The 15292-nt window shown below is 49.9% G+C and carries 13 protein-coding genes; 10 read left to right on the top strand and 3 right to left on the bottom strand.

Annotated elements, in window-relative coordinates; genetic code table 11:
* Positions 1–10 precede the first annotated feature (10 nt).
* Positions 11–634, top strand: coding sequence for an MBL fold metallo-hydrolase (locus MOZ60_RS04420; protein ID WP_108775855.1), 624 nt, complete (start codon positions 11–13; stop codon positions 632–634).
* Between the two features lie 37 nt (positions 635–671).
* Here the strand turns inward: MOZ60_RS04420 and rnjA are convergent, their stop codons facing one another.
* The gene (rnjA, locus tag MOZ60_RS04415; RefSeq protein ID WP_108775854.1) at positions 672–2549 is read right to left on the bottom strand and encodes a ribonuclease J1; all 1878 of its coding nucleotides are present in this window, start codon (positions 2547–2549) and stop codon (positions 672–674) included.
* 90 nt (positions 2550–2639) lie between these two features.
* The gene (def, locus tag MOZ60_RS04410) at positions 2640–3206 is read right to left on the bottom strand and encodes a peptide deformylase (RefSeq protein ID WP_108775925.1); all 567 of its coding nucleotides are present in this window, start codon (positions 3204–3206) and stop codon (positions 2640–2642) included.
* A gap of 124 nt (positions 3207–3330) precedes the next feature.
* Here def and MOZ60_RS04405 point away from each other — a divergent pair, with 124 nt between their 5' ends.
* From MOZ60_RS04405 to MOZ60_RS04370, 8 genes are all read left to right on the top strand, one after another.
* Entirely contained in the window at positions 3331–4545 is a 1215-nt protein-coding gene (locus MOZ60_RS04405) for an FtsW/RodA/SpoVE family cell cycle protein (RefSeq protein WP_370595789.1), read from the top strand.
* Positions 4542–5135, top strand: coding sequence for a 16S rRNA (guanine(966)-N(2))-methyltransferase RsmD (rsmD, locus tag MOZ60_RS04400; RefSeq protein WP_370595788.1), 594 nt, complete (start codon positions 4542–4544; stop codon positions 5133–5135). The genes MOZ60_RS04405 and rsmD overlap by 4 nt, the downstream gene beginning before the upstream one ends.
* Positions 5136–5277: 142 nt before the next feature.
* A complete protein-coding gene (hrcA, locus tag MOZ60_RS04395) occupies positions 5278–6324 on the top strand; it encodes a heat-inducible transcriptional repressor HrcA (RefSeq protein WP_370595787.1) in 1047 nt (348 codons plus the stop codon).
* On the top strand, positions 6321–6923 hold the full coding sequence (grpE, locus tag MOZ60_RS04390; protein WP_277008790.1) for a nucleotide exchange factor GrpE: 603 nt from the start codon (positions 6321–6323) through the stop codon (positions 6921–6923). Before hrcA ends, grpE begins: the two co-directional genes overlap by 4 nt.
* Before the next feature lie 21 nt (positions 6924–6944).
* Positions 6945–8780, top strand: a complete 1836-nt coding sequence (dnaK, locus tag MOZ60_RS04385; protein WP_108775849.1) for a molecular chaperone DnaK — start codon at positions 6945–6947, stop codon at positions 8778–8780.
* 86 nt (positions 8781–8866) lie between these two features.
* Entirely contained in the window at positions 8867–10015 is a 1149-nt protein-coding gene (dnaJ, locus tag MOZ60_RS04380; protein WP_370595786.1) for a molecular chaperone DnaJ, read from the top strand.
* 42 nt (positions 10016–10057) lie between these two features.
* Positions 10058–12607: an ATP-dependent Clp protease ATP-binding subunit gene (locus MOZ60_RS04375; RefSeq protein WP_370595785.1), complete on the top strand. Its 2550-nt coding sequence runs from the start codon at positions 10058–10060 to the stop codon at positions 12605–12607.
* A 100-nt stretch (positions 12608–12707) separates the two neighbouring features.
* A complete protein-coding gene (locus MOZ60_RS04370) occupies positions 12708–13823 on the top strand; it encodes a cation diffusion facilitator family transporter (protein WP_108775846.1) in 1116 nt (371 codons plus the stop codon).
* A 3-nt stretch (positions 13824–13826) separates the two neighbouring features.
* On the opposite strand, the gene MOZ60_RS04365 is transcribed toward MOZ60_RS04370, so the two are convergent.
* Positions 13827–14648 (bottom strand): HAD family hydrolase, encoded by an 822-nt coding sequence (locus MOZ60_RS04365; protein WP_370595784.1) that lies wholly within the window; start codon positions 14646–14648, stop codon positions 13827–13829.
* A 78-nt stretch (positions 14649–14726) separates the two neighbouring features.
* Between MOZ60_RS04365 and MOZ60_RS04360 the strand changes: the two genes are divergently transcribed.
* Positions 14727–15224 (top strand): DUF5673 domain-containing protein, encoded by a 498-nt coding sequence (locus MOZ60_RS04360; RefSeq protein ID WP_108775844.1) that lies wholly within the window; start codon positions 14727–14729, stop codon positions 15222–15224.
* Positions 15225–15292 lie beyond the last annotated feature (68 nt).

Below are 15292 nucleotides of genomic sequence, written 5' to 3'. Positions count from 1 at the left end.
GGCAGAAGTCATGAGTAAGATTTCGATTCAGTATCTTGGCCATTCCTGCTTCAAGGTTTCCTACCAGCAGGACACCATCGTACTTGATCCGTATGCAGATGATTCTGTACCAGGCTTAGCATTGCCCTCTGTCACAGCAGGGCAGGTACACTGCTCTCACCAGCACAGTGACCACAATGCGGCTGATCTGGTGAAGATTGTGCCATGTGAGAAACAGATATCCTATGAAGGCATCATGGTCCCCCATGATGATGCAGAAGGTGCGAAAAGAGGTATGTGTGAAGCCATCAAACTTCATGCCGGCAGCTGCACCATTGAACATCTTGGTGACCTTGGCCGTCTGTTAACTGACAAAGAGCAGACATTTCTGCAGGGATGTGATGTGCTGATGATCCCGTGCGGCGGTTACTTTACGATTGATGCACAGCAGGCACGGAAGGTGATCGAACAGATCAAGCCAAAGCTGACCATTCTGATGCATTTCCGCCGCGGCAATACCGGTTATCCGGTCACAGCAGATGTCGATGCAGTCAAGGCTGTTTTCACGGAAGCAGAAGACAGGGAAAAAAGCACGATCACGTTTGATGAGGATCATGTACCAGAAGGCGTATTGATCCTGAAACCGCAGCAGTAATATAAAAAAGACGGCTGAGCGTCTTGAAAGTGATTTCTCACTTTCTGGTCTCAGCTGTCTTTTCGTTTTCCTTCTTTTCAGAATGCTGTGCACTTCTGGCTGTTCTGCCACCTGTGCGTTTCACATTCCTTCTGCCGGCTGTCTTCTCTTTGATTTCCGCAATCGCAGCCTTCTGATTCAGAATGACCGGAATGACAATCGGATTGCGGTGTGTCTTCTGGAACAGATACGGCTCCAAAGAAGAGCGGATGCAGTTCTTTAATTCCTGGAAGGTGGTGCGCTGCTGCATCTTCTTGGTCAAAGCATTGTATACAATGACCTCTGCTTCCTTGAGCAGAGGCTGTGAATCCTTGATATACACAAAGCCTCTGGAGACAATCGATGGACGGCACAGGATCTTGTTATAGCGGCTGTCAATCGCCACAATGACAGCAACAAGACCATTCTCTGCCAGAATCCTTCTGTCCTTGATTACAGAAGTGGAAAGGCCGGATGCGTCATTGCCATCCACATAGATGGCATCGGTCTGCACACGTTCATTGGCGATGAAGCATTCCTCATTGCGCAATACCACAATATCGCCGTTTGCACAGATCAGACAATGATCCTTGGGGACACCCGTCTCCTGGGCAGTGCGGGAATGCTGAACAAGCATCTTGTATTCACCATGCATCGGCATGAAGTACTTCGGCTTGATCAGATTGAGCATCAGCTTCTGCTCTTCCTGCGGCGCATGACCAGTTGTATGGAACGATGTCAGCGGGGAATTCACGACGACATTGGCACCGACTCTGGTCAGCTGGTTGACAACTGCCGAAACACTGGTGCCATTGCCCGGAATCGGATTGCTGGAGAACAGCACTGTATCACCCGGAATAATCTTGATGAAGCGGTGAGTGCCATTGGCAATACGCGACAGAGCAGCCATCGGCTCACCCTGGGAACCTGTGCATACAATACAGATCTTGTTAGCCGGCAGGGTATTGAGCTCGTTGCCGGTAATGAAGGCAGAATCCGGAATTTTGATCGTGCCAAGCTTCTTGCCGATCTCACAAACATTTTCCATGGAGCGGCCAAATACCGCAACCTTGCGTCCGCAGCTGACGGCTGCTTCCAGAATCTGGTTCAGACGCAGCACGTTGGAGGCAAAGGTGGATACCAGCAGTCTGCCCGGTGTCTTGCGCATCTGTTCATTGATCGCCTGTGCAACCTTCTTTTCGGAAATGGAGAAGCCCGGTACACCGGAGTTGGTGGAATCACTCATCAGCAGTGTCACACCGATCTGGCCGATATATGCCATTTTCTGATAGTCAGAATTGACACCAATCGGCGTCAGGTCAAACTTGAAGTCGCCGGTCTCGACAATGCGGCCGTTTGGCGTATTGATCAGGACACCGTAACTGTCCGGAATAGAGTGGACAACATTGAAGAAGCCGATGTGGAAGTACTTGGTATCAATGCGCGTATCCGGATTGATGTCACGGATGGTAACACTGCGCAGCTGATGATGTTCTTCCAGCTTCTTTTCAATCAGAGCCTTGGCAAACGGAGCAGCATAGATCTCTCTGAGATGCACGGACTGCAGGAAGAAAGGGATGCCGCCGATATGGTCTTCATGGCCATGGGTAATGATCAGAGCCTTGATCTTTTCACGGTTTTTGACAAGGTAGGAATAGTCCGGAATGACATAGTCTACTCCCAGCAGGTCGTCTTCGGGGAACAGAATGCCGCAGTCGACAATGATAATCTCGTCATTGTGTTCGAAGCAGTACATGTTCTTGCCGATTTCGCCAAGACCGCCCAGAGCATACACAAGCGTATCAGTCTGATGATTGATAGACTTGGCTGTCTCTTCAGAGATCTGGGAGTAACGAACCGGATGCGAAGGTCTTTTCGCCGTTTTCGTTTCTTTCATGTATGATTTCCTCTGTTTCTGTATGATGGCAGACAAATAACTCTCTGTCTGCATTATAGCACGATTGATATTGATAAAACTGCAGAATTGTCAGATCGCAATGGCATCTTCAATGCGATGGAACGGATTCTTCTTGTCGATCTTGTCATAGAAGAGAATACCGCTGAAATGATCAATTTCATGCTGGAGAACGATGGCAAGATAGCCTCTGACCCGGATGCGGATATTCTTCTCACTGTACAGGTCATATGCCTCAATGGTGCATCTGGCACTGCGGTAGACAAAACCATCATGTTCCTTCTCAACGGAAAGGCAGCCTTCACCTGAGCGCAGGAAAGCCTGCTGCACACTGGAAGAAACAATCTTTGGATTGGCCAGCATGAATTTCCACTGGATCTCATTGCCATCTTTGTCAACATCCGGCACAACCACCGCTGTTAACTGGCGGGGAATACCGATCTGAATCGCGGAAATGCCAACCGCCGGCCGCAGGTTTTCCTTTTCAGCCAGTTCTTCATTGGTAGAATCTTCGACATACTTGAGCATGTCGCGCAGAATCGCTTTGTTCTCATCAGAAAGAGGCAGCTCTACAGGCTCACTCTTCTGGCGGATCAAAGGATTGTCATCCTTGATGATCGTATCATTATTAATAAGCATCTTGTTTACCTCGGTTGTTATGATAGTGAACCAAAGCCTTCTTGTAAAGCTGAAAGCAGTGCTGAAACCGCTTAACCATCCGGCTTTTTTTTCGAAAGGGACAAAATATGCTAAAATCGTATCCATGACAGTACAGACACAGGATATCCACAAGACAAAGCGGCTGAGCAATCCATTCCGGATGGCAAAAGGGCATGACCCCGTCATCCATGTCACATTAATGCTGCTGGCCTTTTTCGGCGTTGTCATGATCGGCAGTGCCACAATGGGTGAAACCGTTGGAGCACCCAAGACATTGATGCTCACCATTGCCAAGCAGCTCATCTTTGTGATGATGGGGTACTTTCTGATGGCATTTGCCTCACGGAATTTCCGCCTTTCCCAGCTCCATGGCAACGGCTTTTCCGTATGCATCATCACGCTGTATATTCTGCTGCTGTCTACCCGTGCTTTTACAGGTGCCAACGGCTCCTATGCCTGGATCCGTATCCCGGGCGTCGGCATTACCATTCAGCCATCCGAATTTGCCAAGATCGCAACTTTCCTTGTTGTCGCAGGACATCTGGGTGACCGGCGTACCCGGAATGAAAAATTCTGGGAACTGGTCAAAAGGCCGGTGATCATCTGCTTCATCATGAGCTTCATTATCCTTATTATTCAGAAAGACTTCGGCACCATGTCCGTGCAGTTCATGATCTTCTGCATCTGCTTCCTGATTCCCCGCAATCCAAAGCTGAAAAAAGCACAAAATATTCTGCGCGGGCTCTTCTATGGTCTTATTGTTCTGGCTGTTTTTGTCCTTTCTCCCCAGGGAGAACATCTGGTGGAAGCACTGCCGTTTAAGACCTATCAGAAAAATCGGTTCCTGTCTGCCATCAATCCGTTTGCGGATGTCTATGGCAGCGGCTATCAGCTCATTCAGTCACTGGTTGCCATGTCAGGCGGCGGCCTGTTTGGCAGGGGGCTTGGCCGTTCTGTGCGCAAATACATGAACTTTCCGGAAGCCAATAACGACTATATCCTCGGTATTATTGTTGAGGAGCTTGGCTTTGCCGGCTTTGTTATTCTGATGGCAATTTATGCCATCATCATTTACCGTCTGCTCTGGTATGCCAAACAGATGAAGTCCGAAGCCGGCCGCATTGTCTTAGTGGGCACAGCCATGTATTTCATGCTGCATATATTCCTGAATGTCGGCGGTGTTTCCGGTTTGATTCCTTTGACAGGCATTCCGTTGCCGCTGGTGTCTGCCGGCGGCTCCTCCGCAATGTCCTTCATGCTTTCCATCGGCCTTTCTCAATCAGTCATCGCATCCTACCGCAGAGGTGATCTGCAATGAGAATCATTGCCGGCACCTATGCCAGCCGCCGCCTGGAGACATTAAAAGGACAGGCGACCCGGCCAACCCTTGATAAAGTCAAGGAAGCTGTCTTTTCAGCGCTTGGCGGCATGTTTGACGGCGGCACGATGCTTGATTTATACGCAGGCAGCGGTGCCATCGGTCTGGAGGCAGTTTCCAGAGGTATGAACCAGGCAGTCCTGGTGGACCAGAGCCATGCGGCAGCAGAAATCATCAGAAAGAACATTGCCTTGCTTGGCTGTCAGAAACAGACAAGACTTCTTGCCATGAATGACCGCAAGGCACTTTCCCTGCTGGCAAAAGAGGGCATGCAGTTTGATCTTGTCTATCTGGATCCGCCCTATGAAAAACAGCACAATGAGGAAGTCATGACGTACCTTGCTGAACATGGGATGCTGAAGAATGGCGCCAGGGTGGTTATCGAGGCAAAGAAAGAAGAAAACTATACGCAGGCGTTTGGACCGCTGCAGTATCAGAAAGAAAAAGTATATGGGATCATGAAGATCACATATTACCGGTTTGAGCAGAGCCATCCAGAAGAACGCAGTGAACAGGCAGGACAGGAATGAAGGGATTCCGGTCCTGCTTTTCATATACAAGGAAGAAAAATGAAAAACTGGAAAGAATTAGCACTTTATCCTTGACAGTGCTAACAGGTGGATGTACCATACTAGCAGGCAACAGGAAAGAGTGCTAAAGGAGGGATGCAAGGTGCTGACGCCAAGAAGAATTGAAATATTCAAAGCGATTGTAGATGAATATATCAAGACAGCTGAGCCAGTTGGTTCCAAGGCGCTGCAGCAGAAGTATCATCTCTCGTATTCATCAGCGACGATTCGCAATGATATGCAGGCTCTGGAAGAGATGGGGTATCTGGAAAAGACCCATACTTCTTCCGGAAGAATCCCCAGTACGCTTGGCTACAAGTTCTACTGTGAGAATCTGCTCAACGAAGCCCAGATGGACAAGAAGATGGAAGTTGCCATCAGCAGTGCCTTCGATGTCTCCAATATGAACATCGAAGAAGCAGTACATCAGTCATGCCGGATCCTGTCCGAGATGACCAATATGACCGCCGGTGCCATTGGCCCGGATTCCTCGGAACAGCAGCTTGAACATATCAAGCTGTTCCAGGTGGATCCGCGCAACTGCGTCGGAGTATTCATTACCAACACAGGCCATACCGAGACAAAGAATTTCCACTTCGACGATGACATTCCATTCTCCGATATGGAAAGCTGCACCGACATCCTGAACAGGGAACTGCACGGGGTGCCGATCGATGAGCTTCCTGAGCGGATGAAGGAAGTCAGACCGGAGCTGAATTCCAATGTCCAGAAGCACGATATTCTGTTCGCAGCATTCGTCAAGGCATTTGTGAAGTTCGCCAGTGACAACGTCTACTTCAGCGGCAAAGACCGGATCCTGTATCAGCCGGAGTTCGAAGATATCGACAAGCTGAAGAAGCTGATGGGCCTTCTTGAGGATTCTTCCTCAGATGCCTGGCGGCAGCTTCCCCATGAGAAAAACGCCGTTGCCGTTACTACCCAGCAGGGCGCCCATCTGACATGGATCGATGATGTTGCCGTGGTTTCCAGTCCATTCAAGGTACATGACGGTGAGCATGGCAGGCTGGTGGTCGTGGGACCGAGCCGGATGAATTATGACAAGGTTGTGGCCATGATTCAGTATGCAGCCAAGCTGATAGAAAAGATGTATGACGATTCAGATGAAGGAGGCAGCAGTCATCAAAAATGAGTGAAGAAGTAAAGAACGAAAAGCATTCTTCTCAGGAAGAAGTAAAGAAGCCTGAAAAAGAGAAGAACGAGCATAAACCGGAAACCGGTAAGAAGGAAGAGAAAAAGACGGAAAGCAAATCAATCTTTGATCACAAGAACAAGGAGATTGAAGAGCTGAAGAAAAAGAATGCCGAGCTTGAGACGCAGGTTGCCCAGCTCAAGAATGCGTATGCAAAAGCATATGCAGATACGGAAAATACCCGCAAGCGGCTGAACAAGGAATTTGAACAGCTCAGCAAGTACAAGATTCAGGATTTTGCATTGCAGGTATTACCGGTGCTGGATGACTGTGAGCGTGCCCTGGCGCAGGAAACCAAAGATGAAGCATACCGCAAGGGTGTGCAGATGATCCATGACAAACTTGCCGCGGCACTTGCAGCTGAGGGAGTCAGTGAGATCGCGTGTCTGAATCAACCGTTTGATGCCAACTGGCATCAGGCGATCATGAGCGAACATGTCGATGGCGTTGAACCTGGCATGGTTGTCGAAGTGTTGCAAAAGGGATACAAACTGAAGGATCGGCTGCTGAGAGCAGCGATGGTGAAGGTCAGTGAGTAACTGATCATTAGGAGGAGAAATATGAGCAAGATCATTGGTATTGATTTGGGTACAACGAACAGCTGCGTAGCTGTCATGGAAGGCAAAGAGCCGAAAGTTATTACAAACCCGGAAGGCAATAGAACAACACCGTCCGTGGTCGCATTCAAGAATGGTGAAATCATTGTTGGTGATGCTGCCAAGAGACAGATGATCACCAACAAGAACACGGTTTACTCCATCAAGAGAAAGATGGGCACAAATGAGACCGTTGAGCTGGAAGGCAAGAAGTACACACCGCAGGAAATCTCCGCAATGATCCTGAGCTATCTGAAGGATTATGCGGAAGGTTACCTGGGTGAGAAGGTGACAGAAGCTGTCATCACCGTACCTGCATATTTCAATGATGCCCAGCGTCAGGCAACCAAGGATGCCGGCAAGATCGCTGGCCTTGATGTCAAGCGTATCATCAATGAGCCGACTGCATCTGCTCTGGCATTCGGACTAGGCAAAGATACATCCAAAGAAAAGAAAGTCCTTGTGTATGACCTTGGCGGCGGCACCTTCGATGTTTCCATCCTGGATATTGCCGATGGCACATACGAAGTACTTGCCACAGCTGGTGATACCCATCTGGGAGGCGATGACTTCGATAACAAGATCATTGACTGGCTGGCTGACAACTTCAAGAAGGAGCACAACATCGATCTCAAGGCCGACAAGATGGCTCTGCAGAGACTGAAGGAAGCTGCTGAAAAGGCTAAGAAGGATCTGTCCGGCATGGTCCAGACACAGATTTCCCTGCCGTTTATCAGTGCCGGTCCGGAAGGCCCGCTGCATCTGGAAGCGACGCTGACACGTGCACAGTTTGATGATATGACCAGAGACCTGGTTGAAAGAACCATGGGACCGGTTCGTCAGGCACTGTCTGATGCAAAGCTGTCCGCAGGCGACCTCGATGAGGTTCTGCTGGTTGGTGGCTCCACAAGAATCCCGGCTGTCCAGGCTGCTGTCAAGAGAGAGCTTGGCAAAGAGCCTAACAAGTCCGTTAACCCGGATGAGTGCGTCGCCATTGGTGCTGCCATTCAGGGTTCTGTCATTTCCGGTGATACAAAGGATGTATTGCTGCTGGATGTCACACCGCTGTCACTTGGTATTGAAACACTCGGCGGCGTGATGACCGTACTGATTCCGCGCAACACAACCATCCCGACATCCAAGAGCCAGATCTTCTCTACCGCTGCTGATAACCAGCCTGCTGTAGATATCCACGTGCTGCAGGGTGAGCGTCCGATGGCAGCTGATAACAAGACACTGGGCAACTTCCAGCTGTCCGGTATCGCACCGGCAAGAAGAGGCGTTCCGCAGATTGAAGTTACCTTCGATATCGATGTCAACGGTATCGTCAATGTCTCTGCTGTAGATAAGGCTACTGGCAAGAAGCAGTCCATCACCATCCAGAACTCTTCCGGTCTGTCTGATGAAGAGATCGACAGAATGGTCAAGGATGCTGAGGCTCATAAGGCTGAAGATGACAAGCGTAAGGCTGACATCGAAACCAAGAACAAGGCTGAAGCTTACATCAGCCAGATTGATGAGACCCTCAAGGCTAACAATCCGAATGTGACGGAAGCACAGAAGGCTGAAGTCAAGAAGCTGAGAGATGAACTGCAGGCAGCCATCGATAAGAACGATATGGATACCCTGAAGACGAAGCTGGATGCTCTGGAAAAGGCAGCCAACGACATGGCCCAGGCTATGTATCAGCAGCAGGGTAATGCACAGGCTGGCCAGCAGACCAGCGGCAATGCCGGCAGCAACAATGACAATCACAACAATGATGATGTTGTGGATGCCGATTTCAAGGAAAAGAAGTAAGCTAAAAGATAAACACGCAAACAGGATGCGGGGCAGCATACGCTCCGCATCCTGTTGCATGAAAGGAATATAAGGAGGCTGGTTTAATGGCTGAGAAGAGAGATTATTACGATGTACTTGGCGTCTCCAGGAATGCAAGTGCAGACGAGATCAAGAGCGCTTATCGTAAGCTCGCCAAGAAATATCATCCGGATCTGAACAAGGCACCGGATGCCGCAGAGAAGTTCAAGGAAGTCAATGAAGCATATGAGGTGCTCGGCGATGCCGACAAGCGTGCCAAGTATGACCAGTTCGGCTTTGCAGGTGTAGACCCGCAGGCCGCAGCAGGCGGTGGTTTTGGCAACATGGGCGGTTTCAGCAGCGGCTCCTTTGATGACCTCAACGATATCTTCTCCAGCTTCTTTGGCGGCGGCATGGGCTCCGGCTTCTCATCCTCAAGACGTGCCTCCCAGGGACCGCGCAAGGGTGAAGACAAGTTCATGCGCATGAACATTTCGTTCATGGACGCATGCTTTGGCAAGACCGAGACGATCAATATATCCGTGGATGAAAAGTGTGATGCCTGCGGCGGCACTGGCGCTGCCAGTCCCAGCGACATCGATACCTGTCCCCGCTGCCATGGCTTGGGCCGTGTGGTTACCCAGCAGAGAACGATGCTGGGCATCATGCAGACAGAATCCGAATGCCCGGAATGCCATGGCACCGGCAAGAAGATCCGCCGCTACTGCCCGAAGTGCAATGGCGCCGGCTATCTTCACAAGCGTGTATCTGTTGATGTCAAGATTCCTGCAGGCATCAACAGCGGCCAGCAGCTGCGCATTGCCGGCAAGGGCGAGCGCGGTACCAACGGCGGCCCGAATGGCGACCTGTACATTGAGATCAATGTACTGCCGCATGACAAGTTTGTCCGTGATGGCAAGACCATCTATCTGGACATTCCGGTCAGTGCCGTTGATGCCACACTGGGCTGCACACTGGATGTACCGACCATCCGTGGTGAAGTGACCATGAAGATTCCGGCCGGCACGCAGAATGGCGCCCAGCTGAGACTGCGTGGGGAAGGCGTGCCGGATCTGCGCACCGGACGCAATGGCGATCAGATCTGCACTGTCAAAGTACAGATTGACCGCACGCTGACAAAGCGCGAAAAAGAACTCTATCAGGAACTGAAAGACATTCAGGACAGCGGCCAGGGTGAAACCATGTGGCAGCGGTTCAAGAAGAACTTCTCCTGATCTATAACATCTCTTCAATATTTAGCAGGGAGGTGAGTGCATATGAATATCGATCAGATGACAGAACAGCTGCAGACTATTATTTCCAATGCGGTTACACTGGCTCAGCAGAAGAATAACAGTGAACTGTGCTGTGAGCATGTCCTGGCAGCGATGCTGTCAGACAATGGTCTGGATGGCATCTTTGAGCGTCTTGGCGTTGACAAGACTAAGATGCTGGAAAGAGTCAATGATGAAATCTCACACCTTCCAAGTGCGGAAGGAACGCAGCCCTCTTTGAGCAGGTATCTGGCAGAAGCGGATGCCAAAGCCAATGCCTGGATGAAGCAGGAGGGCGATACTTACATGAGCGAGACAGCACTGCTGATTGGTATCTTCCAGTCCAGTGCCCCGATTGCCAAACAGCTGATGCGGCAGTTCGGCTTCACGGTCTCACAGATCGAGAAAGCCGAAGAGGACCGCAGAGGAGGCGTCAAGATGGATGACAAATCAAATGAAGCACAGCTGGATGCTTTGAAGAAATACGGCCATGACCTGGTCCAGGATGTCCGTGACGGCAAGATTGATCCTGTCATTGGCAGAGATGACGAAATCCGCCGGGTCATTGAAATACTTTCCCGCAAAACCAAGAACAACCCGATTCTGATCGGTGAGCCTGGTGTTGGTAAGACTGCGATTGTAGAAGGTCTTGCATGGCGGATCATGCGCGGCGATGTCCCGCTGGGATTACGCAACAAGCAGCTGATTGAACTGGACATGGGTGCCCTGATTGCCGGTGCCAAGTACAGAGGCGAATTCGAGGAGCGTCTCAAGGGCGTTCTCAAGGCTGTGCAGAAGGCTAACGGCAACATCATCCTGTTCATCGATGAGATTCATAACCTTGTTGGTGCCGGCAAGACCGAAGGCTCCATGGATGCGGCCAACCTGTTAAAGCCGATGCTGGCAAGAGGCGAGCTGAAGTGCATTGGTGCCACAACCTATGATGAGTACCGCAAGTACATCGAAAAGGATAAGGCACTGGAAAGAAGATTCCAGAAGATTCAGGTATCTGAGCCTACCGTTGAGGATACCATCGCGATTCTGCGTGGTCTGAAGGACCGCTTTGAGTCTTATCACGGCGTACAGATCAAGGATGAGGCTCTGGTTGCAGCGGCCAAGCTTTCTGACCGCTACATCACGGATCGCTTCCTGCCGGATAAGGCTATTGACCTGGTGGATGAGGCATGTGCCTGCATCCGTACGGAGATGGATTCCATGCCGGTGGAACTGGATGAGCTGCACCGCAAGATCATGACTCTGCAGATCGAACAGACTTCTTTGAAGAATGAAACCGATCCGAAGGCAAAGGAGCGTCTTGCCCAGATTGACAAGGAACTTGCCGATCTGAATGAGAAGATGGAAGCCGGCACAAGCCAGTGGAAGTCTGAGAAGAAGCAGATGGATGCCGTCAAGGATGCCAAGGAGCAGCTGGAAAGAGCAAAGCTGGATCTCGAGCAGGCACAGAACAATGCCGACTATGATACAGCTGCCAAGCTGCAGTATGGTACAATTCCTTCTCTGCAGAAGAAGATTGCGGATGCCGAGAAGAACGATGGTTCCAAGATGCTGCAGCAGGTTGTCGATCAGAATATGATTGCCAAGATCGTTTCCCGCTGGACACACATCGATGTTTCCCGGCTGCAGTCTACCGAGCGCGAGAAGATCCTGCATCTGCCGGATGCTTTGCGTAAAAGAGTCATGGGTCAGGATGAAGCTCTGACCCTTGTATCAGATGCCATCATGCGTTCCAAGGCAGGCATTCAGGATGAAAACAGACCGCTTGGTTCCTTCCTGTTCCTTGGCCCTACCGGTGTTGGTAAGACAGAGGTTGCCAAGGCACTTGCCGAGCAGCTGTTTGATGATGAAAGCAAGATTGTCCGTATCGATATGTCCGAATACATGGAGAAATTCAGTGTATCCAGATTAATCGGTGCGCCTCCGGGATATGTCGGCTATGATGAAGGCGGCCAGCTGACCGAGGCAGTGCGCCGCAATCCTTACAGCATTGTATTGCTGGATGAGATTGAAAAGGCACATCCGGATGTATTCAACATCCTGCTGCAGATTCTGGATGAAGGCAGACTGACCGATTCCAAGGGGGTGGTTGTGGACTTCAAGAACACGATCATCATCATGACTTCCAACCTTGGTGCTGAGTATGCATTTGAATCAGATCCAGAGGCACGCAAGGAACATTATCTCAATGCGGTTCACAAGTTCTTTAAGCCGGAACTGATCAACCGTATTGATGAGATCATCGTCTTCAATGCCCTCGGCAAGGACGTGCAGAAGCAGATTGCCGACAAGTTCCTTGGCATTCTCGCCACTCGTCTTGCCCAGAAGGACATTCACCTGGAAGTAACCGACAAGGCAAAGGACAGAATCGTTGCCTGTGGTGTCGATCCACAGTTTGGTGCCCGTCCGATGCGCCGTCATATCCAGCGTGAAATTGAGACGGAAGTCGCAAAGGTCGTCCTGGCCAATCCGGATATTGCCGGCAAGACCATCAAGGTCGATGCAGACGACAGCAAGTATCTGGTTTCGGTTCATTGACAAAATGAAGGGATTGCATGAATGCATGCAGTCCTTTTTGTTTGCTTGAAACCAGAAATGCGCTAGAATGGGGAGATGAAAAGGGAAAGGGGAAACGTTTATGTCAGATGAAAAAACAAGAGAAAAAGTCATCATCCATACTTCATTGACCGGCATCATTGCCAATCTGTTCCTGGTTGGCTTCAAGATGGCCGTTGGCTTTGTGTCAGGATCCATTGCTGTCATCCTGGATGCCATCAATAACCTTTCGGATGCCCTGAGTTCCATTATCACCATCATCGGCATCCGGCTGGCCGCCAAAAAACCAGATGCGAAGCATCCCATGGGATATGGACGTGTAGAATATCTTTCTGCACTCATTGTATCTGCCCTGGTACTGTATGCCGGCATTACCTCACTGATCGAATCCATCAAGAAGATCATTCATCCAGATGCCGTGGATTATTCACTTGTCTCACTGATCATCATCGGTGCCGCCGTCATTGTCAAATTCCTGCTGGGCCGCTATGTCAGCGCGCAGGGGAAAAAGGCGGACAGCGCAGCGCTTGTCGCTTCGGGATCCGATGCATCCTTTGATGCCCTTGTATCTCTGTCTGTTTTGATCAGTGCACTGCTGTATGTCACCACCCATATCGCCATTGAAGCATGGGTTGGTGCCGCCATTGCCATCTTGATCATCAAGAGCGGTCTGGAGATGCTGCAGGGAACACTGGATGACATCCTTGGCATGAGCATCGACAAGAACATGGCACATGCCATCAAGCAGTATGTCAGAACACTGGATCCGGCCATTCATGGTGCGCATGATCTGATTCTGCATAACTATGGTCCATCCCACTTTGTTGGATCCATTCACATTTCCATTCCGGATACGATGAATGCGGAACAGATTGACAGCCTGACCAGAAAGATTACCGATGCCGTGTATCAGAAATTCGGCGTATTGCTGGTAGGCGTCGGCATCTATTCATGCAATACCAAGGATGATGCGGCTGCCAAGATGAGACAGCAGGTGCAGCAGATTCTTTCTGATCATGAAGGCTTCATGCAGATGCATGGCTTCTATGTCGATGAGCAAAAGAAGTACTGCAGCTTCGATATGATTCTCAACTGGAATGTACCTGACCGACAGGCATTGTACGAACACATGAAAAAAGATGTCGAGAATGCATTTCCGGACTATACGTTCCGGATCACGCTGGATCTTGACATCTGATTCTTACAGCAGGTTTTCCTTCAGCCATACCACCGCGCCATCTTCATGGCAGCTGGGGGCAAGCTGATCCGCCTGCTGTTTTACTTTTGGCATGGCATTGCCCATAGCAACTCCAATCCCGGCCTCCTGCAGCATCCCAATATCATTTTCACCATCACCGATTGCCACAATCGCTTCTTTGGATATGTGCATGTATTTCTGCACTGCTGTAATAGCCGCTCCCTTGGAAACACCATTTGGCTGGATTTCCAGCCAGGTCGCATTGACAAAATAGATTGCATAGGTTTTGGGATCCAGATGTCTGGCAAAGGCTTTGAGAATCCATGGAAAAGACGCAAAGCAGAGCTTGTTGATATGGTCCGGGGCAATGTCTTTCAACCGCTGCAGATGATGGGGATAGTGCGGCTTGTGCGTGATCTTGTGATACAGCCAGTAAAGTCCCTGATACAGCCTGCCAAACGGCAGAAACCAGGTTGGACATGTGTGCAGGAATTCTTCGCCCTTTGAGAAAGAACATACCATCGGATAGTGCTTCATCAAGGCAAACAGATGGGATGTTTCCTGATGGTCAAGATCAGGCAGCTGCTGCAGGATGGTGCCGTCTGATGTGCAGGTGATCTGACCATTGAGACAGCCGGCATAGTCAAACGGGATGCCTTCCATGATGCGCTGTATCGAATATAATGGCCGTCCTGAGCAGATCATGATGGCAGTGCCCTGATCATGAAGTCTGCCCAGTACTTCTTTTCCTTGCTTGGATATATGACCGGATAAAGACAGCAGGGTACCGTCAAGATCCAGTGCGACAAGACGTATTTGATTCATGGATGAGATTTTAGTATGGGACAGTGCGTAAGACAAGCATGAAATGGTATAATGTTCCACGTATTAAAGGAGTCTTTTATGGGAAACGTATTAAACATTATTTTCATTGTCGGTTTCGGCGGTCTTGGCATTGCCATGCTGGTCCGCTATTCCAGGATCCGGAAACAGGTGATTGTTCAGGACAAAATGTGGAATGGCATCCGGATCGGCTTTGGTATGATCGAGATTCTCGCACTGGTATCTCTGTTTTCAACCAATAATACAATACTTGATTATCTGCGTGTCTTCGCCATGGTGCTGGCATGCTCAGGCTATATGGTTGTCCGTGATGGCATGGGCGAAAATGGCCTGGTGCACAATGGCAAGCTCATTCCATGGCAGCTGGTGCGGGCCTGGGACTATGAAGATACCAAGAAGCGCTATGAAGTCTATTATACGATCGAATCCACGAATCCAAAGAAGCCCGATAAGTACAGTACGATTGAAATTGACTATGATCCTGCTAATAAAGAGCAGGTCAAAAAGTTCCTGCAGGTCAATCTGGCCAGAAAATATACCCGTATGAAGCGCAAGTAAGCAGTGATGCTTACTTGTTTTTTACGTATGCAAACATTGACAACCGTATGTGCAATGGATACGATGGA

The organism is Grylomicrobium aquisgranense (genome assembly GCF_033971865.1).
GTDB lineage: Bacteria > Bacillota_I > Bacilli_A > Erysipelotrichales > Erysipelotrichaceae > Bulleidia > Bulleidia massiliensis.
The sequence above is the reverse complement of the archived record's forward strand: the minus strand, read 5'-3'. Positions and strand labels throughout refer to the sequence as shown.

Coding starts and splice junctions, on each gene's coding strand:
- MOZ60_RS04420 (WP_108775855.1), top strand. CDS start 11: ATGAGTAAGATTTCGATTCAGTATCTTGGCCATTCCTGCTTCAAGGTT.
- rnjA (WP_108775854.1), bottom strand. CDS start 2,549: ATGAAAGAAACGAAAACGGCGAAAAGACCTTCGCATCCGGTTCGTTAC.
- def (WP_108775925.1), bottom strand. CDS start 3,206: ATGCTTATTAATAATGATACGATCATCAAGGATGACAATCCTTTGATC.
- MOZ60_RS04405 (WP_370595789.1), top strand. CDS start 3,331: ATGACAGTACAGACACAGGATATCCACAAGACAAAGCGGCTGAGCAAT.
- rsmD (WP_370595788.1), top strand. CDS start 4,542: ATGAGAATCATTGCCGGCACCTATGCCAGCCGCCGCCTGGAGACATTA.
- grpE (WP_277008790.1), top strand. CDS start 6,321: ATGAGTGAAGAAGTAAAGAACGAAAAGCATTCTTCTCAGGAAGAAGTA.
- dnaK (WP_108775849.1), top strand. CDS start 6,945: ATGAGCAAGATCATTGGTATTGATTTGGGTACAACGAACAGCTGCGTA.
- dnaJ (WP_370595786.1), top strand. CDS start 8,867: ATGGCTGAGAAGAGAGATTATTACGATGTACTTGGCGTCTCCAGGAAT.
- MOZ60_RS04375 (WP_370595785.1), top strand. CDS start 10,058: ATGAATATCGATCAGATGACAGAACAGCTGCAGACTATTATTTCCAAT.
- MOZ60_RS04370 (WP_108775846.1), top strand. CDS start 12,708: ATGTCAGATGAAAAAACAAGAGAAAAAGTCATCATCCATACTTCATTG.
- MOZ60_RS04365 (WP_370595784.1), bottom strand. CDS start 14,648: ATGAATCAAATACGTCTTGTCGCACTGGATCTTGACGGTACCCTGCTG.
- MOZ60_RS04360 (WP_108775844.1), top strand. CDS start 14,727: ATGGGAAACGTATTAAACATTATTTTCATTGTCGGTTTCGGCGGTCTT.